This is a genomic window from Methanoculleus sp. UBA413 (assembly GCF_002502935.1).
Lineage (GTDB): Archaea > Halobacteriota > Methanomicrobia > Methanomicrobiales > Methanoculleaceae > Methanoculleus > Methanoculleus bourgensis.
Window position 1 is genome coordinate 11455 of sequence record NZ_DAQR01000108.1, and the last position, 21193, is coordinate 32647.

A 21193-nucleotide genomic window follows, 5' to 3' on the forward strand; every position below is an offset into this window, starting at 1 on the left:
GTAGTGACAGGGTGCATTCAGGGTATAGTGGAGGAAGGGGCTCTCCACGGCAAACCGCGTCGCTTCGTGGACGTGAAGAAGGGTCTCCCGCTCCCTTCCCCTGCTGACGTGGAAATGGGGCACATGGACCTCGTGCCGTGTCGCGAGCTCCTCGAAGATGTTGTGGTGCCTCGATGGGATCGGGTGGTGGATGTAGTCCTGGGTGGAGACGAGGAGGATCTTCATGGTTACTCGGGCAGAGATTGGTTATGCGCCCCGGAGCCCCCGGACAGCATCGCAGATGTACGCCAGTTCTTCGTCAGTCACCGAGGGGTGGACGGGCAGGCTCACGACCGACGCCGCGAGGTCGTCCGATACCGGGCACGAAGCGTCCCCGGACGCATTCTGATAGACCGGCTGTCGGTTGACCGGGATGGGATAGTGGACGGCGGTCCCGATCCCCCGGTCCGCAAGAGCGCTCATGAACGCGTCTCTCGTGAGCGGGTAGCCAGCGGGGAGCCTCACCACGTACTGGTGGTAGACATGCCGGACGCCCGGTGCAACGTAGGGCGTGACGAGCCCGGTGCCGGGGAGGTGGCGGTCGAGGTAACGGGCGTTATGGATCCGGCGCTCGTTGAACCCCTCGAGCCGGTCAAGCTGCACGAGGCCGATGGCGGCGCCCATGTTCGTCATCCGGTAGTTGTAGCCGATGGCTGAGTGAAGGTATTTCCTGCTCTGGCCGTGGTTGATGAGGAGCCTGAGGCGCTCCGCAAGGGCGTCGTCGTCGGTCGTGACCATGCCCCCTTCCCCGGTGGTCATGTTCTTGGTCGGGTAGAAGGAGAAGCAACCGAGGTCGGCGAGGCTCCCTGCCCGCTTCTCCCGGTACTCAGCACCGTGCGCCTGGGCCGCGTCCTCGATGAGGATGAGCCCGCGGTCGTCGCAGAGATCGCGGACGGCGCCGACGTCGAACGGCTGCCCGAAGAGGTGGACACCGATGACCGCCCTGGTGTCGGGCCGGATGAGGGCCTCGACCGAGTCTGGGTCGATGTTGAACGTGCGGGGATCGACGTCGGCAAAGCGCGGTGTCGCCCCGCACATCGAGACTGCAGATGCCGTCGCAAAGAACGTGAACGCCGGGACGATCACCGAGTCGCCCGGCCCGACGCCCGCGGCAAGGAGGGCCGCGTGGAGCGCCGCCGTCCCGGAGTTGACGCCGATGGCGTGCGCAACACCGCAGTATTCAGCAAAATGGGACTCAAACTCAGTGACAACCGACCCCTGGGCCAGCATCCCCGACCGCATCACGCGGGCGACGGCCGCGACCTCGTCCTCACCAATGAGCGGTCGAGCGATGGGGATCTCCACCGTCACCGTCTCGCCTCCGGAGGCAGCGGCCGGAACCGCGCCGGTGTCCCCACCGCAAGCGTCCCGGGGGGGACATCCTTCGTCACCACCGCACCAGCGGCGACGAACGCCCCCTCGCCGACTGTGACACCGGGAAGGATCGTAGCGTTTGCGCCGATGACGGCGCCGTCCCCGATCACCGGGCCCTGGAGGGACTCATGGGGGCCGGGCGGGTAGCGGTCGTTCGTCAGCACGGCGTTTGGGCCGATGAAGACCCGGTTGCCGATCCGGGTGCCGGTCGGGATGTAGACCAGGCTCTGGAGCCGGGCATCGTCACCGATCATGCAGTCCCCCTCGATCACCGCCGCCGTCCCTATCGCCACCCGATCGCCGATGGTGGTCTTTTCGCGGATCAGCACGTTGTGCCCGGTCTGGAAGGCGTCGCCGATCAGAACATCACAGTAGATGATGGTTCCCGACCTGAGGACCGCGTTCCTCCCGATGGTGACGCCCGGGTAACCTTCCTCCCCGATCCGATCGCGGGAGGGAAACCCGAGGGTCACCGGCTCAAATATCGTCGCCCCCTCGCCGAGGGCGTTACATCCATACTCAATCATTCAACGGTCACGCTCTTTGCCAGGTTCCGTGGTTTATCGACATCCCGCTGCAGGGCGCATGCGGTGTGGTAGGCAAGCAGCTGGAGGACGACAGAGGCGGTCAGCACCTGCACCAGAAGATGTGTGTTCGGGATAGGGATGAAGATGTCCACAATCTCAGCCAGTTCCTTATCGCCGTCCACGCCAAGCGCGATGACCGGCGCCCTGCGGGCCTTCATCTCCTTGATGTTCGAGGCCATCACACTGTAGGTCGGGCCGGGGGTGCATATGGCAACCACCGGCGTCTCAGGGGTGAGCAGCGCAAACGGCCCGTGTTTCAGTTCCCCGGCCGCATACCCCTCGGCATGGACATAACTGATCTCCTTCATCTTGAGGGCGCCTTCCATTGCAACCGGGTAAAACGCCCCTCTCCCCACGAAGAAAGCATGGTCAGCCTTAGAACAGAGGGCGACTGCATCCCTGACGTCGTAGAGGAGGACATCCCCGATGGCCAGGTGTGCGTGTGAGAGGACGTCATTAAACGCCCCATCGCACCGCAGGTTGATGATCTGCATCAGCGCCGCGAGCTGTGCTGTGTAAGACTTGGTCGCGGCGACACCGATCTCGGGGCCGGCCCGCATGAGCAGGGTTCTGTCAGCAACCCGGGTTACCGTGCTCCCCTGTACGTTGGTGATGGCAAGGGTGGGGCAGTTGCGGGTTTTCGCCATCTTTAAGGCAGCTATCGTATCAGCGGTCTCACCTGACTGTGTGACCGCGATAACGAGGCCGTGGAGAGGAGGGACGAAGTACTTGAACTCAGACCCCATCTCGGTCCGGACTGAGATGTTGCAGAGCGACTCCGCCAGGTACTTGAAGATCAGGGTGGTGTGGTAGGACGTCCCACACGCAACCAGCGTGATCTCATCGGCATCCATGATCATCTGCCGCACATTATCGTCGACACCTGCCCTGATGGTCTCGTAGAAGGATTGGGGCTGCTCAAAGATCTCTTTCAACATATAGTGGGCAAACCCGCCCTTCCGGGTATCCTCAACGCACCAGCTGATCAGCTCGATCGGGCGCTCCACCCTCTGGCCGCCGTGGAAGATATCGAGGCGGTCGGGAGTAATATCGGCAATGTCGCCGTCCTCGAGGTAGATCACGCGCTCGGTGTACTCGAGGAGCGGCGTCATATCAGAGGCCGCAAAAACCTCGGAATCCCCGATACCGAGGACGAGCGGGCTCGCGTCGCGGGCGGCGACGATTTGCTGGGTGTCTTCGACAATCGCGAGGATGGCATACGAACCCTGAAGAGAGGGGAGAGTCGCGTTGACCGCTGCAAGGAGATCCCCGTCGTAGTGCTCCTCGACGAGGTGGACGATCACCTCGGTATCGGTCTCTGACCGGAAGATGTGGCCTCGCTCCTGCAGTTGCCGCTTCAGTTCGCTGTAGTTCTCGATGACCCCGTTATGTACGACAGCGATCTTTCCTTCACAGTCCATGTGCGGGTGGGCGTTGATGTCGTTTGGTTCGCCGTGGGTGGCCCACCGGGTGTGCCCGATCCCGGTGGACCCCCGGAGACTGGCTGCCCCCGCCTCACCGTCGGAGATGCGGCCGGCCTTCTTGTAGACCTCAAGCGCACTCCCGACCGTCGCGATGCCGAACGAGTCATAGCCCCGGTACTCGAGCCGCTTTAACCCCTGGATCAGAACCGGCGTTGCCTCCCGTCTTCCGACGTAACCGACAATCCCGCACATCAGATCACCCGGGCGCCGTCCTCGATGAGGCCGACCAATGTCTTCCCCTCCTCTATGGTGACACCATTACCCACGATACAGTTCTTAAATGTTGTGAAGGGTGCCGCACGGACTCCGTCGCCGAGGACTGCACCAAACTCCTCCTTGAGCACCCGGTCTCCGACCTCCATGAAACTCGCAGAGGGGTATGTCGTGGTGTGGTCGGCAAGGATGCACCCCTGGCCGAAGACGGCGGAGACAATCCTGGAATGCGATCCTACGGTGACGTCGTCCATGATGATTGAGTCGGCAACGTAGGTGAAGGGTTCAAGCACCACCCGGTCACCGATGCTTGAGTCGGGCATGATCACGGTGTTTGCGCCGATGTTACAGTCGCGCCCGATGGTGACGGGTCCATAGATCACGGTGTTCGGGCCGACGGTCGTCCCGGCACCGATGCGCACCACCCCCCGGCGGATGACGGACGCATCGACCTTCCCGCCGATTTCAGGGGTGATCCCCCTGAGCATCCGGCTGTTGAGTTTCAGGAGATCCCAGGGGTAGATGGCATCCTGCCAGTCGTCCGCCGGGATCGCGCGTATCCGGCGGCCTGATGCGATCATGGCGGAGAGGGCGTCGGGGATCTCGTTTGTCAGGAGGTAGGGGAAGATATCAGGCGTGAACGAGCATATCCCGGTCGATACCGTGAACGTCGGTGCGTCCTCGGGTTTCTCGATGACCTCACGGACAAGGCCGTTTCTGATCACCACGACACCGAAGTTCGAGGGACTCGGGTGCTCGGCCACAAGCATGGCGTTTCGCTCCTTCTTGATACGGGCGATCGATTCAGCGTTGATGTAGTTGTCGCCGGGAAGAACGAGGAAGTCGTCGGTGATCTCAGACTCAGCCGCCCGGAGGGCGTCAGCGGTCCCGAGCTGGCGTTCCTGGACAACAACCTGGACCGGGGCGTCGAGCTTGTTGAGGTACCTGATGACATGCTCTTTGCGGTATCCCACCACCACCACGATATCGCGGATCCCGTTCTCAAGCAGGGCATCGATGACGTACTCGATGATCGGCCGGTTCGCGACCGGGATCATGGCTTTGGGCTTGCTCCGGGTGAGCGGCCGGAGACGGCTCCCTTCTCCTGCGGCTAAAATGACTGCCTGCATCATATCACCTGATGATCGAACCGTCCTCGATACACCCTTCCACGAGAGAGTGGGGGGCTACCCGGGTGTTGCTGCCGATGAGGCTCCCGACGTTGACCGAGCAGTTGATCCCGAAGAGGACGTTATCACCGATGATGGCCCCGAACTTCCTCCTGCCGGTGTTCTTCCCGCAGACCTTCACCGCTTCGTTGTCGTGCCTGAGGTTTGCGACCTTGGTCCCCGCCCCGAAGTTGCACCCGCTGCCCACGACGCTGTCGCCGACGTAGTTGAAGTGAGGGATGTTTGTGGAGGGCATGACGATGGAGTTCTTGATCTCGGTCGCATGCCCGATGTGGCAGCCATCCCCGATGGCAGTCGAGCCCCTGATGTAGGCGTGAGGGCCGATGATACAGTTCTCGCCGATGACACAGTGTCCCTCGATGTAGGTCCCGGCCCTGATCACGGTTCCTTTGCCGGTGCTGACCGTATCGGGGACGGTGCATCCGTCCTCGATGGTGCCGTGCTGCTCGTGGTCCAGGGAGAAGAGGAGCGCCTCGTTTGCGTCGAGGAGATCCCATGGCTGCCCGACATCGAGCCAGTAGGCAAGCGTGTACGCAGTGAGCGTCCTCTCCCTGATATAGGATGCGAGTGCGTCGGTCAGCTCGTATTCACCGCGGCCGGATATGGTGATCCCCGCGAGAAGGTCGAAGATATCAGGGTCGAAGAGGTAGGCGCCCGCGTTGACCAGGGTGCTCTTCGGGTGTTCGGACTTCTCTTCAAGACCGGTGATGCGGTCCCCCTCTACGGTTACCACGCCGTAGTCCTGCGGGTGGTCGGTCTCGTGAACCCCCATGCAGGGGGCATCCATCCGGCAAAGCCGCTCGATATTATCACGCCGAAGAACCATATCCCCGTTGAGGAGAAGGAACCGGTCGTCGACCAGTCCTGCCGTCGCCCGGAGGGCGTCACCGGTTCCGAGCTGGTGGCGCTGGGTCACGTAGGTGATATGCACGCCAAGATCGCTGCCGTCCCCGAAGTGGTTCCGGATCTCACGCTCAAAGTAGCCGACGACAAAGACGAACTCGGTGATCCCCGCATCCCGGGCCGCGAGGACCAGGTGTTCCATCATCGGGCGGTTGGCGATGGGAAGCATCACCTTCGGACGCCGGGCGGTCAGGGGACGCATCCGTTTCCCCTCTCCTGCTGCCAGTACGACACACTGCATACTATTCACTCCTTTTCTGCACCTGAAGCATGTTTCGCTCTCCCGAGAACAGTACGCCCTGCATCAAGCATCTCCTTTGCTTTTGCAGGCGTCTTTCCCTCGGCCGTGATCCGGATCTTCGGTTCGGTGCCGCTTGCCCGGATCAGGTACCAGCCGTCGTCGTTGCCAAAGCGGACCCCGTGCGTCGGTTCATCGGCCCCCATCGCTGCCATGACATCACCGGGAGAAGTGATCCGGTACGACTCCCGGAGGAGGGTGTACCGGGGCATCCGGTCCAGTTCTTCAGCGATCGACCACTCCGAGGCGATCTCGCAGAGCAGGGCCGCGGCGTAAACTCCGTCCGGGCAGTAGGAGTGCCCGGGGAAGATCCAGCTTCCCGACGCCTCCCCGCCAAAATCCCCCCAGGAGAGGAGTTCTTCGGAGACGAAACTGTCGCCGACCGGCGTGCGGCGGACCTCTGCCACCTCCTCGATCGCCATCGAGGCGTCGACGGTGGTGACCACGCGTTTCCGGTCAAGGTATTTTGCAAACAGCATGAGGAGATGGTCGCCGTCGATGTAGCGCCCTCGGTCGTCGAACGCCATCATCCGGTCGGCGTCGCCGTCGTGGACCACAGCGCACGCGGCCCCTCGCTTCCGCACGATCTCCCCGACGTAGGGGAGGTTTGCCTCAAGCGGTTCGGAAGGACGAGCAAACCTGCCGGAGACGTTGCAGTTCAGCCCGACGACGGTCGCCCCCGCCCCTGCAAGGAGGTCGGGAGTGATGACGCTGCCTGCACCGTTGCCGCAGTCGAGCACGACCGTGACCGGTCGGGAGAGGCTGACCATATCAAGGATCGCCTCACGGTGCGCAGTAACCGCGTCGACCGGAGAGACGCAACCCTGCTCGTTCCAGCTCACCCAGTGGGACTTCGTGAGCGCATCCTCGATCGTCGCCTGCTGCCGGCGGGTGAACGCCGACCCGTCGGGGTTGAGTAGTTTCACACCGTTGTAGGACTCAGGGTTATGCGAGGCGGTGATCATGCATCCTGCGTCCGCGTTTCGTGTCGCGTAAGCGACCGTCGGTGTGGGCGCGATACCGCAGGTCCGGACGGTTGTACCGGCCGAGACCATACCGGCGATAACACAATGTTCCAGCAGTTCGCTGGTCGTGCGGGTATCCCTGCCCACGACGACGCGCGGTGCGCCGTCTGCAGCGGCTGCTCCTACCTGGAGCGCCAGATCGACGAGGCCCGGGCCAAACTCGCGCCTGATCCCGGAAGAGCCGAATAGCATACTCCTGTATAACCCTTCTTCTCTAAAAAAAGGTATTCATCGCCCGTAGGGGCACCAGTGCTCGAGGTTCAGCAGACCGCAGACCCCGGCGGTCGACGGCCCGAGAAAGATCATCCGTTTCTTCCCCAGGTATTCGTCGATGCAGGCAACCCCTTCGTCTGAGGTCATGCCGTCTCCGGCGACCAGGAAGAGGTCGGCTGCTTCCGGTGAGTCAACAACCTGACGCCCGAGGGCATGCTCGAGCACCGGCATCGGGCCGATGAGGTAGATACGCTTCCCTGCGACCTCGCGGGAGAGTTCCGCAAGGCAGGGCGCGTAACGGTCAGGGGTGCATGGCTGGAGTTTCCGTGTCAGGCAGAGGAACGCCGAGACGGCGTTGATGATCACGCATGCCGCCCCACGCTGTTTCTGGTCTTTGAGCGGCGCACCGTACATAAAGGAGATCCTGGTATTGGCCCGGATCGGTTCGCTCGTGATGAACTGCCCGCTCTTCCCGCCGAATTGCCCTTCCATGCAGACCCCTTTCGGGTACTGGCAGACGTCTGCGTCGTAGTTCACACCCAGGGTCACGATACCGTGCTCGCACCCGCTGTCTTCCAGGGTCTTCTCAAGTTTCGCGATTGCATCGTGTAGAAAACTCATTATCTCTTCTCCTGTTTGCAGAGGATCGCGCGTACAGGCGACCCGTCCAGACCTCTGAGCCGCAGTGGCAGCGCCACCATAAAATACTCACCTTCCGGCACGGCAGAGAGGTCAAGCAGTTCGAGGATGACCGTCCCGTGCCCGAGCAGCAGGCGGTGGACCGAACCGTCACCTTGATAGGCCTCTATCGACGGAGCATCGGTCCCGAGACAGGTGATTCCGGCATCCGCGACGAGCCGTGCCGCCCCCGGTGAGAGCGCCGGGTACCCGGGATCGAACTCCTGCCGCTCCGAAAACCAGGTCTTCAGGAGGAGTGTCCGGGTGCCGGCCAGCCGGCCGGCGAGGCGGTCGGGACCGATGACCCCTCCTGCGTCGCTGCAGTCGAGCACCCGTGCCGGTCCAACGAGCACCCCGGACGGGATCTGGTCGACCGTCAGCCCGCCCTCGATGTAGTGCGACGGGGCGTCGATGTGCGTCCCGGTGTGGCTCCCGAGGGTCATCTCGGTCACGCGGTACTGCCCGGTATCGATCTCGCGGAACCGGGGCCTGATATCACCGGGGTAGAGCACGGCATCTTCGGAGAGGTCGCGGGTGATGTCGTAGACCTTCACGAGGAATCCTCCCCCCTCCACCCAAACTGCCCAATCAGCGGCACGAAACAGACGCCGCCGAGCGGGATACTCTCCACCCTGCCTTCGCGTTTGACGAGTTTGATGAGGTCCTGGCATTCACGCGGCCCGACGGGGGCGATCAATCGCCCGCCTTCAGCCAGCTGGTCGATCAGGGGCTGTGGGACTCCGGGCGATGCCGCCGTGACGATGATGGCGTCGTACGGCGCCTCCGGCGGGTACCCCTCTGTGCCGTCGCCGACGACCACCTGGACGCCGGTGACCCCCGCCCGGGCGAGGTTCTCCCGTGCCTGGTCGGCGAGGCTCGCGAGGCGTTCGATGGAGATGACCGAGCCTGCGAGTTCGGCCAGGAGGGCCGCCTGGTAGCCGCTGCCGGTCCCGACCTCGAGCACCCGATCCTGTGGTTGAAGTTCGAGCTGTTCGGTCATGACGGCGACGATGTAGGGCTGGGAGATGGTCTGCCCCTCCCCGATGGGGAGCGGCCGGTCCTCGTAGGCAGCACGCTCAAAGCCCTTCGGCACGAAGAGGTGGCGCAGGATCTTCCGCATCGCGGCAAGCACTCGTTCGTCCCTGATCCCGCGGGCCCGGACCTGGAACTCCACCATCTCCTCGCGTTCTCTCGTGAAGCGATCGGTCCCCGTCATGTCATCTCGCATCAGAACCCGGATTCTGCTTTATCGATTGCGGCATCGATCTGTTTCTGCAGGACTGCAGGCAGACCACTGATCTTTACATCCAGGAACCCACGTATGATGGTTGCGGTGGCCTCCTCCTCTGAGAGGCCCCGGGCCATGAGGTACTCGATCTCGTGGCGGGCGATCTTCCCGACCGCGGCCTCGTGGGAGAGCTCGGTGCCGGTCAGCGTTCCTTCGATCTCGGGGATAGCGTGGATGGTGCCGTCTTTTAAGATCAGACCCTTGCACTCGATATGCCCCCGGGTGTTCTCCTTCTCACCAAGGATGTGCCCCCGGGATATGACAGTGCCGCCGGTGGTGATGGCCCGGGTGATGAGTTCGGTGCTCGTGTGCTCGGCGGCAAGGATGGTCCGGGAACCAAGGTCGAGGAGCGACCCCGGCGTTGCGACGACGATGCTCGAGAACCGGGCTACAGCGTTCTTCCCGACAAGGCGTGCCGTCGGGTACATGTTGACCTGATTGACCGGCTGCATGCAGATGTAGTTCGAGAGGAAGGTGCCGTCCTCTTCGACGATGGTGGCGCTCCGCGGGAAGACGCTGATCCCCGGGTTCCAGTTGTGGATCATCGTGGACGTGACCCTGGCACCTTTGCCGACGTAGATCTCGGTCACCCCGATGTGCGCACCGTGTTCTTTCTGCCAGGAACTGGCACACCCCGAGATGATATGCATCTCAGACCCCTCCCTTGCGATGAAGATGTTGTGGACGTGCTGCACCGGCTCCTCGCGGAGGAAGAGACAGGCCTGGAGCGGCATGGCGACCTTCGCCCCCGGATGAGCGATGACGACGAGGCCCTGCGGTGTTTCCTGCTTTGCCACGAACTGGGTGTACTTGTCCTTATCCTTCGGGACCGCGTTCCAGTAGTAGTCTTTTATCCAGTCGTACTTCTCAAGGGCGGCCTTGATGGGGAGCATCTCGATCCCCTCGGCCCCACAGGTGGTCTGCACCACCTTCTGGTCGATCTGGAAGAAACTTCCGCAACGGTTCTGCATCCCGACTTCAAGACCGGTCAGGGCAAGACGTTCCCGGTCCTCCTGCGAGAGGTGTTCCATGTCAGTTATATCTGTTTGCAACGCAGACACTCCCCGTATCCTTTTTCTTTGACCACGCGCAGAATCTCGCGGGGGTTTCCGTGACACCGTATCTGGCCGTCTATCATCACATGGCCCTGGTCGGCCTCGAGGTAATCGAGGATGTAGCCGGTATGGGTGATGATCAGGCCACTCCGGCGCCGGTTGATGATATGGACATCTTTCTCGAGCAGGGCCGCGATCTCCTTCCCCATCAGGTTCATGTTCTCGAGGTCGACACCACTCTCAGGTTCATCCAGCATGAGGAAATCAGGCTGCTGGACCTTCAACTGCAGGACTTCGCTCCGTTTTATCTCACCACCGGAGAACCCCACGTTGATGTCCCGGGCAAGAAAGTGTTCCATGTTGACCGACTGCGCCAGCGCCTCTATCGCGCCTTCCCCCATGTGGGATGTGGCAGCGAGCAGTTTCCCGAGTTTCAGCCCTGATATTGCAGGCGGGTGCTGAAACATCATGCCTATCCCGAGATGGGCCCGCTCGTGGATCGGCATGTAGGTGATCTCCTTCCCTTTAAAAACAATAGACCCGGACGTAATCGTATAGCCGCCAAACCCCATGATGGCCTTGAGCAGCGTGCTCTTTCCCGATCCGTTCGGGCCCATCAGGACATGAGTCTCCCCCGGCCCGATGTGGAGGTTGATATCGTGGAGCACTTCGGTGCCATCCACGCTCACGTGTAAATCACTGATATCCAGCATACGGCACTCCGTTATGTATATGTCGGGGGATACATTAACGCTTGTAACATAACACCTGTTCTTTCAGCGGGGAGAAAGGCGAAAGATGCCGCAAATCCTTCATTACACTAAACTAACACTAAGATGATGACGGATTGACATGAAGATGTCGGAAATTGGGTAGAATCCCGCCCCTTCACTTTCACCCCGCGCACGGCCTATGGTTAAATAGCGGCCTCACCCCGTTCTGATGTATGGAAAGAACTGCATTCACCACGTTTGCCTGTCTCGTCGAGCGGGCCGCCCGTCATCCGACCATTGTTCGGCGGAACCAGATGCGTAAAGTGGCGTATACCAGCACCCGCGAGCCCGGGAACCGTATTTATTCGTGAGGCCAGGTCATCTCTGCGGGACTCTCGGAGGCATGAGCGGGAAGGCCCCCGCGTTAGAAGATATACAAAAATAACTTAAGCATATCCTCCCTTCGGACACCCGGAGGCTCCCGGGTCCCGTTATCACCTCTGGCAAGAGGGGGAGACCCTGCCCACTACATCGTCCGGGAGTAACCTCCCGGGGTCACTCCGCCAGGTAGGCCCTGGTACGGAGATACGACCCGGGACGGTCGTGGGCGTGAGTGACAAGGTGGTTGTAGAGGTCGACAGCGGCCCGTGACTCCTCGAGCAGGGCGTTGTAGGACCGCACCGCATCGTTGTAATCCCGGGCTTTCCGGTTATATTCAGGGACGAGACGGTTGTATTCCCGGACCTCCCCCGACCGGGAGAGGGCTGTCATCCTCGTGCCGAGCGACTCGATATACTCTTTCTCTGCCTCAAGTTCTCCTACGCGCATCCCGAGCTCCGGCGCGAGCGCCTCGACCCGAGCACGAGATACGGAGAGAGCACGTTCTATCGTCATGACCTGGTCACACGCGGCATAGTATCGTGGGCCGTCACCGACCGGGATCACCAGCGGGTCGGAGGCGAGGACCGTCCCGTTCGAGAGCACCGGGGGCGGGATGCCCACGTAACTTGCGTTCGTCGTCTCGATGTAGGCAAGAGGGGTGTTCTGGTAGTGGCACCCGGCGCTCCCCACCCCCACGGCCATGTGCGCCTCGTCCCCGAAGTAGAAGAGCGCAACCCGGTAGCCTTCCCGGGCGAGAAGCCCGGCGAGAAGAAGACTTTTATCGTCGCAGTCACCCTCTCCATCGCCGTAGGTCTCGATGGGGAACTTCGGTTCGGTGATCGAGTCGTCGGTCCTGTAGGGGATGGACTGGACGAACACGGTGATCAGTTCGAGGTAACGATCGTCATCGAGCCCCTCACGGTCCCTGATCTCGCGGAAGGCCGCGATAAGGTCCGCATAGAAGGGTTCCTGGTGAGATTCGTTCGCAAACGCCTGGTAGTAGATGGGGATCCACTCCTCTTCGGAGAGGTCTTTGTAGAGGTGGAGCCTCCGGTCCGCCTCTTTTGCACCGGCATAGACCGCCGGGTCGATACTGATCCGGATCGTCTCCTCCCCGTCCTCGAAGGGGAAGGTGTAGACCGGGAGGTGGTCGAGGCTCGCCCCCTCGACCGGCACGATCGCCGGCGGGACGGCTGCCGGGGGGAAAAGGTCGCCCAGGCACCCGGCCCCGAGGGTCATGGCGACCAGGATGAGTATGGTAAGGATTCTTTTCCACATAGTATCAGGGGTGAGCAGGGATGCCGGTTATTCCCTCTTTGATCTGCCGGCAGACAGCAATCATGGTTCTCTCCACTCTCCTGTTATCTGCAGGATTATTTATGGTGTCCGGGGCGTACGGCACCCCCCCGGAGCACAGGGACAATCTTCATGTAGGTTGCGGGGCCTACATCCGCACCGTGGCCCAATAGTCGCCACGAGGAGGAGAACAGGATATGGATGCATTCGAACGAATACCGGTGGACGCAAGGTGGAAACTGGCTGCACACGAACTCTCTGCGCTGCCGCTTGCCTATCGCAGGGCTATCAGGGATGGCGCTGACGACCAGTTCTATAACGAGGTCGAGCGGGCGGTCTGGCAGGGACTGGGCAGGGAGGTGGGCGTCATCGCCCGCGCCTTCGGGATGCCGCTTAGGAACGCACACGAGATTGCGGAGGCGTTTGCGGTGGCTACAAGGGTGTTCTTCGGGCCAGAATACAGTTACGAGATCAGGGACTCTGCGCCTGACGAGGCGGAACTGACGATCCGGAAGTGCGCGATGGTGGAGAGGGCGAGAGAGGCAGGGGAGAACCCGCTTGCTTCCTGCAACGTCTGCCACGCCTTCGCGAACGCTGCGATACCGGACTTGAACCGGAACTACGCTCCAAAGTACCGGGGCAGCATCTGTGCCGGCGAGAGCACGTGCTCGGTCACGATAATACCCAGGCAGGAGTGATGCGGCGGGTCCCTTTGGATGCATGTCGGCCGGGGAAACCCGATCCCGGTGACCCTGCGGCGCGACTCTTCTCCCCCGGTCTCGCTCCCTGACCGATACCCTCAAATTCCCGGCCGCCGATATCCGGCAACAGGATCCGCCATGAGTATCATCCTTATTCCGATCGGGAAGGTCAATCCGGCAGATATAACGATGCTCGAGGAGCCGCTGGAGGCGGTCTTCTCCCAGGGCGTAGCGACCGGCAAGAGAATCGCGCTCCCTGCAGCTGCGCGTAACGCCGCCCGCAACCAGTACGATGCCGAGGTGATGCTCGAGTTCCTCTCGCTCTCCGGGGAGACTGCTGGCTACGACCGGGTGCTGGGGGTCACCGACGTCGATCTCTACCTCCCAGGCATGAACTTCGTCTTCGGGCTTGCGGGCCGGAGGAACGCCGTGATCTCCCTCCACCGCCTCAGGCAGTCGTTCTACGGCCTGCCGGAGGATACAGAGGTCTTCCGGCGCCGGGCCATCGTGGAGGCTGTGCATGAACTGGGGCACACCTTCGGCCTCCCCCACTGTGAAGACCCCCGGTGTGTTATGCACTTCTCAAACACCATCGCCGAGACCGACCGGAAGGGGCCGGCATTCTGCATGGTCTGCCATCCAAGGGTCAGGACCAGGGAGACAGCGCGGCGGTGACCGGGAACCTGCTCATCACCGGGCGGCCGGGCTCCGGGAAGACCACGCTCATACGCCGCCTTACGGAGCGTATCGCCGACTGCTCGCCGGTCGGGTTCTACACCATCGAGGTCAGGGAAGGGGGAGTGCGGGAGGGGTTTGACCTCGTGAGCCTCACCGGAGAGCGGCGTCCCCTCGCTCGCACCGGGTTTCCCGGCCCCTGCCGCGTGGGGAAGTACGGGGTCGGTATTCCGGGGTTTGAGGAGTTCCTCTCGTCAATCACGTTCTTTGCACCGGACGCCCGCCTGGTGATCATCGACGAGGTCGGGAAGATGGAGTGCTATTCGGGTGTCTTTCGGATGGTTGTGCGGGAGGTGCTCGACGCCGCCACACCCTGCGTTGCGACGATTGCACAGCGGGGTGTCCCGGGGCTCGACCGGATCAGGGGCCGGGCAGACGTCCGGGTCGTGGAGGTGACCAGGGCAAACCGTGACCACCTCCTGCCGGAACTAGAGGCAGAGGTGCGGCGCCTGGTCGGCGACGGCCCGGGATGAGGAGGGGGGGAAACAATCGACACAGTTCTTGCGGGAAGACGAAAAATAGTTCCGATACGTCGCGCCTATCCCGAAAGTTTGGAGCATCCGCCTATAATATATTTATTTTCTGATTCAAATCTATTTTTCGCAAATGGGACATAATATCGGGTTTAATTGTGATCTGGGATGGAATTTTTCCGATATAAAAAGCACAATGTTTTTAACTCAGCATTCCGACCTTATCGATTGCCCCCAATATCTTTTTTTGCGACTACTCCCCTGTTCCAGCATGCACCTTTACCGGCCAGTTCGCCGGAGCACCCGTGCAAGCCCCCGCCGTATCGGCGTGGTCATTCCAGATCCTCGTCCTCGAAGGTAAAGACCTCCTCGATGGTGGAGTCAAGCGCCCGGGACACCTTGTAGGCGAGTTTCAGGGAGGGGTTATACTTCCCCTGCTCGAGGAAGACGATCGTCTCCCGCCGCACACCGACCTCTTGCGCCAGTTCTTCCTGGGTAAACCCCGCCCTCGCCCGGAGCTCCTTGATCCGGGTCTTCACCCGACGTCCCCCTTCCGGAGCAGGTGCCATTCAGCCGCGCTCGCACTGGTCCCCATGAGGAAGAGGAGGAGAACCAGCACCTCCCTCCCGCTCAGCCTGACCGTGCCGGTGATGTCGAGGAGAAGCAGGAGCATCAGGACGCCAAACGAGGCCTGCCAGGCATACGAACATGCGAACGCCCGGATCTTGCGGAACCGTTCGTCGTCGGGAGGGCCTTCGTCGGTCTTCATCCGTTCCATCGCGGCCCCGGCGACGAGGAGGATACCGCCGGGGATGAGGAGGATGGGGATCCAGGGGTTCAGCCCGGGGAGAACCAGGGCGACGACGGTCCCGGCGAGGATGCATACGCCGCCGGCCGCGGCCTGCACCGCCGATCTCATGCCACGTCCCCCTGCCGGAAGAGGTACCACTGGAAGATGCGGGCGGAGAGCGCCATCAGCAGGATGGTGACGAGCAGCACGCCCCCGACCGGGAGAGCGAGCAGCCCAAGGTAGTCCACCCAGAAGAGGATCGCGAGGAAGATGAGGGTGAGCAGCCACGAGTATGCGAGGCCATATGCCCCGAGTTTCTTCGTCCGCTCATCGCTCTCCAGTTCATCCCGAAACCTCCAATGCCGCATGACAACAACCGCGATGGTCACAAGACCGATCGTCACCAGGATCGAGGAGAGTGCCTCGATTCCGTCTATGAGGAACGGAAGGAGGATCCCCGCCGCCGCGAGAATCGCTCCCGCTGCAATCTTTATCGCGTATCGCGCCTTCATCGACTCACCTGTTAGGTATATCTAACAATGTGTTAGGAATATATAACATTTTGTACCAGCAGGGCGAAGCGTGCCCGCCAGGCGAACAGGACAGGACGGTGCCGTGCCGGAAGGTGAATTTGCCGGGGTCGCTTCGAAGATGCGTGAGCGCTATCGGCTTGCGGCCTCGTCACAAATGCGAGTGTCTATACTCTGCGATTAAAAATAACATCATGATTGGCCTTGATTTCTTCAACGGGCGCCAGAAATAGATACGTGACCCCTCCCCTACTTTGTCCCACCCGCCTCAAGGCGGCCTCATCCTTTTCGGGAAGGATTTACTCACAACATAGGGTGTACGTTTCGGGATATATAGTAACGGTTCCCTCACGTATGGCGAACCCGGCCTCAAGGGTCATCTGTCCGGAGCCCCGCCGGCTGGATACTGCTGGACACGTCTGTTTCAGCCTTCTGAATTCTGCACCAGCCTTCCTTGCGGCAAACCTCACGGCCTGTCTTTCACACGTGGGACACAAACCGGCATCACGGCGGCAGCCTCCCCCTTAAGTGTCTCGGCCAGATCGCCCCGAAGGGCCAGGCGCGGCCCGTGCGGTGTCCGGGGGCTGTGCGAAAACCGGGGAGAAAAGATGTTTGCCGAAACTATGATATCCGCATTTTTTCGAGATTTCTCCAAAACCTTAATTTTGGTTGAGAATCTTTGGATGGTGATCATCCCCACGATTGTGAGCAGGGTCAAACCATGAACAGGTTACTGATAGTTTCAAACAGGCTTCCGATCAGCGTCTCCCGCCAGAACGGCGACCTCCGCCTGCAACGGAGTGTCGGCGGTCTTGCCACCGGAGTCGGCTCTTTTTATAAATCCTACGAGAGCCTCTGGGTCGGCTGGCCTGGTATGAACGTTCAGAGAAAGCAGAAAGAGGAGAAAGACCGGATCATCGAGACGCTCCAGCGGGAACAGTGCCACCCGGTCTTCCTCTCCCCGTACGACATCAAACACTACTATGACGGGTTCTGCAATAACACGCTCTGGCCGCTCTTCCACTACTTCAATCACTACACAAACTACGACCAGAAGACATGGAACGTCTACCAGAGGGTAAACGAGAAGTTCTGCGATGCCGTGATGGAGGTGGCCCGGCCCGATGACGTCATCTGGGTTCACGACTACCATCTGATGCTCCTGCCCCAGATGCTCCGGGAGCGCCTGCCCGACGCGGAGATCGGCTACTTCCACCACATCCCCTTCCCGTCATTTGAGCTCTTCAGGCACCTCCCCTGGAGGAAGGAGATCCTCGAGGGAATGCTCGGGGCGGACCTCATCGGCTTTCACACCTACGGCTACGTCCGCCACTTCCTCTCCAGCGTCCGGCGGATCCTCGGGTACGAGCACTCCTTCGGGGAGGTCAGGACCGGCACCCGGGTTGTCAGGACCGACCTCTTCCCGATGGGCATCGACTACCGCCGGTTCGCCGACGCAGCGGGCAGCAACCCGGTCCAGGGAGAGATCGCCCGGATCCGGCAGAAGTATGGGAAACGAAAGATCATCCTCTCGTTCGACCGCCTGGACTACACGAAGGGGATCCCGCTCAGGCTCGAGGCCTTCGATACGCTGCTTGAGAAGAAACCCGAGTACCAGGGGAAGATCTCCCTCGTCCTCGTCGCGGTCCCGTCCCGGGCCGGTGTCGGCCGCTACCAGGTGCTGAAGAAGAGGATCGACGAACTCGTCGGCCGCATCAACGGGAAGTACGGGACGACCGACTGGATCCCGGTCCGCTACTTCTACAACTTCCTCCCGTTCGAGACACTGGTGGCGTTCTACAGCGCCGCCGACATCGCCCTGGTGACCCCGCTCCGGGACGGCATGAACCTGATGGCCAAGGAGTACATCGCCACCAGGACCGACGGCACCGGGGTGCTCATCCTCTCCGAGATGGCAGGAGCGGCCGAGGAACTCGGGGAGGCGGTCATCGTCAACCCAAATGATCAGGACGCGGTGATCGAGGCGATCGAGGCGGCGCTCGCCATGCCGGAGAAGGAACAGGTTGAGCGGAACAGGGCCATGCAGAAGAGGCTGATGCGCTACGACATCGAGCACTGGGTCGGGGACTTCCTGACCCGGCTCGGCGACGCACGGGCAATTCAGGTCGAGCGCTCCGAGCAGGTCGTCACCCCTGCGATCAGGGACCAGCTGGTCGATGACTACGTCTCCGGCAAAAACCGTCTCCTCCTCCTCGACTACGACGGCACACTGGTGCCCTTCGCTGCAAAACCCCGGATGGCGGTCCCGGGTGAAGCCACACGAGAGGTGCTCGAGGAACTCTCCCGTGCGCCCCAAAACGAAGTGGTGGTGATCAGCGGCAGGGACCAGTATACCCTGGACGCCTGGTTTGGAGCGATGGATATCGGGCTTATCGCCGAGCACGGTGTCTGGGTAAAGGAGCGTTCCGGGGAGTGGCGGATGCCTGAAGCGCTCTCGGACGAGTGGAAAGGGGAGATCTACCCGATCCTCGAACTCTACACCGATCGCACTCCCGGCGCTTTCATCGAAGAGAAGGACTACTCCCTCGTCTGGCACTACCGGAGGACCGAACCGATGCTCGGAGCCCAGCGGGCAAAGGACCTCAAAGACGACCTCCTGCACCTGACATCGAACCTCAATGTCGGTGTCATGGAGGGCAACAAGGTCATCGAGATCAAGAACACTGTCGTCAACAAAGGAAGGGCTGCGCTGAACTGGGTCTCCCGGCACGCCTGGGACTTCATCCTGGCTATCGGGGACGACCGGACTGACGAGGACCTCTTTGCGGTTATGCCGCCGGAAGCCTACTCGATCAAGATCGGGCTCGCCCCGAGCAAGGCCCGCTTCAACCTGATCACCCAGCGGGACGTGGTGCCGCTGCTCCGAAGGTGCATCGCGTGCGATAAAGGAGCGACCGGGAAAAAAGAGAAACGGGGGCGAGAGAAAGGTCTTATTGAGTCGGCTGCTCCGGGATGACAGACCTGACCGTCAGGAAGACCGGCCCCCTGAGGTCCACTTTCTTGTTGTGGTCGGTGATGTAGCGCATCGCGTACTCCTCGATGCGCAGGTTGATGTCTGAAGGGAGTTTTGCCATCTTCACCTGGACGCGGGTCTCTTCCCCGCACCGCGCCGCCTCCTCGATACGGGCGGCGGCGAGGCTTGCTGCGGCATCAAGATAGGTGATACCGGTGGAGACCCCGTCACGCCTGACCTCCGCCCATTTCGGGAGGTCGGGCACCCCGAGCACCGCGCCGTTGTGGACGAAGACCTCATTCGAGCAGGCAGGCCCACAGAGTTTCGAGTTGGATTCAGGCTCTTCGACGATCACTTCCACCTCTCTCCCCGCGATCTCACCCTTCCACGCGACAAATGCGCACGGCCCCGGAGCGGCGGCGTTTTCGGCGGCTGTTGCGCGAATCGCCTCCGCTATCCGCTTCCCGGTTGCAGACGCAGGCTCCGTGCGGAGGTGGACTGCGCCCGCGATCTGGCGGTCGGAGAGGACCTGCGGGTAGAACTGCGGGTAGGTGAGCTCGCGGATATCGTTTGACTGGTAGGCGATCATCGCGAGCCGCTCCACCCCGAGACCGAGGTTCATCACCGGCACGCCGATCCCGTACTCTGCGAGCGCCGAGGGGGAATAGATGCCGAAGGTAGCGACCTCGACCCAGCCAAGGACCGGGTGGCGGGCGTAGACCTCGGTCTGAGTATCGGGCATGTAGTACTTCGACCGCTTCTCGTCAGGCTGGAACCGGAACTCGGTAAACCCGAACGCCGAGAGGAGCGCCTCGCTGACGGCCTTGCCCTCCTCGAGGGTGACGTCCTCCCCCGCGACGACACAGGAGGCCGAGTGGTAGGCCATCAGGCGGGTGGGTCCCTCCTCCTGCTCCCGCCGGAAACAGCGGTCCACCGAGAAGAGCCGGATCGGGAGGTGGCGCTTCTCCCAGAGTGATGCGAGCGTCAGGAACCAGCCGCTGGTCATGTGGCTCCGGAGGGTGTTGCGCGACGACTCGGGGGCCAGCGCCCGGAACTCAGGGAAGACCTCGTCCATGATATGCACCACGGCCGCATCATCAGCCTCAAGGACAGCCGCAAGTTCGTGCGTCAGTTCGTCGCCGTCGATCGTCCCCTTCTTGTAGCCGTGGAGGGTCTCGCGGAGTTTCTCCTCGGTCTCGGACGGGATCGAACGGCCGAGGATGGCCTCGATCTCCTCAATCTGCTTCCGCGCGATCCCGACGTTCGGGCGGGGCAGGCCGCCGAGGTAGAAGACCCGGTCGAGGACAGCCATCGCCTCGGGCCCAAACTGCCGGTAGATATCAGATTCCTCGACGATCAGGGGGTTCATCGCCTCGTCAAACCCCATCGAGAGGTAGGTCTCGCGGAGCCGTTGTGTGATCTCAAAGATCGGGTGCGCCGTAGCCCGGGTATACTTCAACCGGGGGTACCGGCCCGCGACCCCCGCCGGGGTCAGCACCGACGGCCCTTCGTGCCAGGCATGCTCAAAGTCCTCTCTTGCCTTCTTCCTGAACTCTTCCACATCAAATCTCATACATTCCGCTCCAGACAGACCACCCGGCTCACCGGGCTCTCGTCTTTTATGAAATAATCGCAGTGATCCGCAATCTTCGCGGCAAAGGCCCGAACGTCACGGTGTTCTGGCATCTGGTCCCTTTGCAGTCGATTTCTACTGTATCCCAGGTACATATAACCCTTTACTTCCACGAAGCGGGCTCCTGAGTCCTGGTAGATCGCCGCATACCGCTCGGGCGCAAAGTCGTTGTAGCCGCGCACCACCGTGGTGCGGATGGCCGACCGGCGGCCCCGAAGTCCGGCGAGGCTCTCCTGCACCAGATCCCAGTAATCCTCCCTTGGCCGGCAGAGGCGGAGGTAGGTCTCCCGGTCGGGAGCGTCCAGAGAGACGTAGACCAGGTAGGGCCGGCACCGGGCGAGGACGTCGGGGTGGGTGCCGTTTGAGACCAGGAACGTCGTATACCCTTCAGCATTGAGGCCGTCGATCAGTTCCGGGAGGTGCGAGTAACAGGTTGGCTCCCCGGAGAGCGATATCGCGACCATCGTGGGACGGAGAGCCTCAGCGAACCGTTCCGGCGTGACGTAGGGCGAGACCTTGTAGCCTGAGAGCGCCCTCTTCTGGAGACGCCTGAGGTTTCCTATGATCTCAGCCGGGGGGCACTCCTCTTCTTCCACTACCTCGTGCTCGAACGACCGCCA

22 protein-coding genes and 1 pseudogene are annotated in these 21193 nt (G+C 61.8%); 5 read left to right on the forward strand and 18 right to left on the reverse strand.

The window, feature by feature from the left end:
• The 12 genes and pseudogenes from BP858_RS08805 to BP858_RS08860 form a co-directional block, all read right to left on the reverse strand.
• A pseudogene (locus BP858_RS08805) lies at nt 1–225 on the reverse strand (glycosyltransferase WbuB); the annotation flags it as partial.
• Between the two features lie 21 nt (nt 226–246).
• Nucleotides 247–1344 (reverse strand): DegT/DnrJ/EryC1/StrS family aminotransferase, encoded by a 1098-nt coding sequence (locus BP858_RS08810; protein WP_286879324.1) that lies wholly within the window; start codon nt 1342–1344, stop codon nt 247–249.
• A 2-nt stretch (nt 1345–1346) separates the two neighbouring features.
• The gene (locus BP858_RS08815) at nt 1347–1940 is read right to left on the reverse strand and encodes an acyltransferase (RefSeq protein ID WP_286879319.1); all 594 of its coding nucleotides are present in this window, start codon (nt 1938–1940) and stop codon (nt 1347–1349) included.
• Entirely contained in the window at nt 1937–3676 is a 1740-nt protein-coding gene (gene glmS / locus BP858_RS08820) for a glutamine--fructose-6-phosphate transaminase (isomerizing) (protein ID WP_074174841.1), read from the reverse strand. The genes BP858_RS08815 and glmS overlap by 4 nt, the downstream gene beginning before the upstream one ends.
• Nucleotides 3676–4830 (reverse strand): sugar phosphate nucleotidyltransferase, encoded by a 1155-nt coding sequence (locus BP858_RS08825; protein ID WP_394339385.1) that lies wholly within the window; start codon nt 4828–4830, stop codon nt 3676–3678. The genes glmS and BP858_RS08825 overlap by 1 nt, the downstream gene beginning before the upstream one ends.
• Before the next feature lies 1 nt (nt 4831).
• On the reverse strand, nt 4832–6031 hold the full coding sequence (glmU, locus tag BP858_RS08830) for a bifunctional sugar-1-phosphate nucleotidylyltransferase/acetyltransferase (protein WP_286879320.1): 1200 nt from the start codon (nt 6029–6031) through the stop codon (nt 4832–4834).
• A 5-nt stretch (nt 6032–6036) separates the two neighbouring features.
• Complete coding sequence (glmM, locus tag BP858_RS08835) at nt 6037–7305, reverse strand: phosphoglucosamine mutase (RefSeq protein WP_074174839.1); 1269 nt, start codon at nt 7303–7305, stop codon at nt 6037–6039.
• 36 nt (nt 7306–7341) lie between these two features.
• Complete coding sequence (locus BP858_RS08840) at nt 7342–7947, reverse strand: hypothetical protein (RefSeq protein WP_074174838.1); 606 nt, start codon at nt 7945–7947, stop codon at nt 7342–7344.
• On the reverse strand, nt 7947–8558 hold the full coding sequence (locus tag BP858_RS08845) for a cyclase family protein (protein WP_074174837.1): 612 nt from the start codon (nt 8556–8558) through the stop codon (nt 7947–7949). The genes BP858_RS08840 and BP858_RS08845 overlap by 1 nt, the downstream gene beginning before the upstream one ends.
• Nucleotides 8555–9232 carry a protein-L-isoaspartate(D-aspartate) O-methyltransferase gene (locus tag BP858_RS08850; protein ID WP_250317206.1) on the reverse strand — a complete coding sequence of 226 codons (678 nt, stop codon included), beginning with the start codon at nt 9230–9232 and terminating at the stop codon, nt 8555–8557. Before BP858_RS08850 ends, BP858_RS08845 begins: the two co-directional genes overlap by 4 nt.
• A complete protein-coding gene (locus BP858_RS08855) occupies nt 9232–10323 on the reverse strand; it encodes a SufB/SufD family protein (RefSeq protein ID WP_074174836.1) in 1092 nt (363 codons plus the stop codon). The genes BP858_RS08850 and BP858_RS08855 overlap by 1 nt, the downstream gene beginning before the upstream one ends.
• 5 nt (nt 10324–10328) lie before the next feature.
• Nucleotides 10329–11060: an ABC transporter ATP-binding protein gene (locus BP858_RS08860; protein ID WP_214166459.1), complete on the reverse strand. Its 732-nt coding sequence runs from the start codon at nt 11058–11060 to the stop codon at nt 10329–10331.
• Between the two features lie 233 nt (nt 11061–11293).
• Between BP858_RS08860 and BP858_RS08865 the strand changes: the two genes are divergently transcribed.
• Nucleotides 11294–11431, forward strand: a complete 138-nt coding sequence (locus BP858_RS08865) for a hypothetical protein (RefSeq protein ID WP_157203670.1) — start codon at nt 11294–11296, stop codon at nt 11429–11431.
• A 184-nt stretch (nt 11432–11615) separates the two neighbouring features.
• On the opposite strand, the gene BP858_RS08870 is transcribed toward BP858_RS08865, so the two are convergent.
• Nucleotides 11616–12719: a hypothetical protein gene (locus BP858_RS08870; protein ID WP_286879321.1), complete on the reverse strand. Its 1104-nt coding sequence runs from the start codon at nt 12717–12719 to the stop codon at nt 11616–11618.
• 215 nt (nt 12720–12934) lie between these two features.
• On the opposite strand from BP858_RS08870, the gene BP858_RS08875 reads away from it, so the two are divergent.
• From BP858_RS08875 to BP858_RS08885, 3 genes are all read left to right on the forward strand, one after another.
• Nucleotides 12935–13435: a hypothetical protein gene (locus BP858_RS08875; RefSeq protein ID WP_062263753.1), complete on the forward strand. Its 501-nt coding sequence runs from the start codon at nt 12935–12937 to the stop codon at nt 13433–13435.
• Between the two features lie 141 nt (nt 13436–13576).
• Nucleotides 13577–14113 carry an archaemetzincin family Zn-dependent metalloprotease gene (locus BP858_RS08880; RefSeq protein WP_082864858.1) on the forward strand — a complete coding sequence of 179 codons (537 nt, stop codon included), beginning with the start codon at nt 13577–13579 and terminating at the stop codon, nt 14111–14113.
• Nucleotides 14110–14646: a nucleoside-triphosphatase gene (locus tag BP858_RS08885; protein ID WP_062263756.1), complete on the forward strand. Its 537-nt coding sequence runs from the start codon at nt 14110–14112 to the stop codon at nt 14644–14646. Before BP858_RS08880 ends, BP858_RS08885 begins: the two co-directional genes overlap by 4 nt.
• Before the next feature lie 332 nt (nt 14647–14978).
• On the opposite strand, the gene BP858_RS08890 is transcribed toward BP858_RS08885, so the two are convergent.
• The 3 genes from BP858_RS08890 to BP858_RS08900 are packed head-to-tail and all read right to left on the reverse strand — an operon-like array spanning nt 14979 to nt 15948.
• Nucleotides 14979–15185, reverse strand: a complete 207-nt coding sequence (locus tag BP858_RS08890; RefSeq protein WP_062263760.1) for a helix-turn-helix transcriptional regulator — start codon at nt 15183–15185, stop codon at nt 14979–14981.
• Entirely contained in the window at nt 15182–15565 is a 384-nt protein-coding gene (locus BP858_RS08895) for a hypothetical protein (protein ID WP_062263763.1), read from the reverse strand. The genes BP858_RS08890 and BP858_RS08895 overlap by 4 nt, the downstream gene beginning before the upstream one ends.
• Nucleotides 15562–15948 (reverse strand): hypothetical protein, encoded by a 387-nt coding sequence (locus BP858_RS08900; protein WP_062263765.1) that lies wholly within the window; start codon nt 15946–15948, stop codon nt 15562–15564. The genes BP858_RS08895 and BP858_RS08900 overlap by 4 nt, the downstream gene beginning before the upstream one ends.
• 739 nt (nt 15949–16687) lie before the next feature.
• On the opposite strand from BP858_RS08900, the gene BP858_RS08905 reads away from it, so the two are divergent.
• Nucleotides 16688–18943: a bifunctional alpha,alpha-trehalose-phosphate synthase (UDP-forming)/trehalose-phosphatase gene (locus BP858_RS08905; RefSeq protein WP_286879322.1), complete on the forward strand. Its 2256-nt coding sequence runs from the start codon at nt 16688–16690 to the stop codon at nt 18941–18943.
• Here the strand turns inward: BP858_RS08905 and sepS are convergent.
• Both sepS and BP858_RS08915 read right to left on the reverse strand, forming a co-directional pair.
• Nucleotides 18918–20513, reverse strand: a complete 1596-nt coding sequence (sepS, locus tag BP858_RS08910; RefSeq protein ID WP_214166456.1) for an O-phosphoserine--tRNA ligase — start codon at nt 20511–20513, stop codon at nt 18918–18920. The genes BP858_RS08905 and sepS overlap by 26 nt on opposite strands.
• The coding region (locus tag BP858_RS08915) for a radical SAM protein (RefSeq protein WP_286879323.1) at nt 20510–21193 on the reverse strand (684 nt) is incomplete at its 5' end. The genes BP858_RS08915 and sepS, both read right to left, overlap by 4 nt.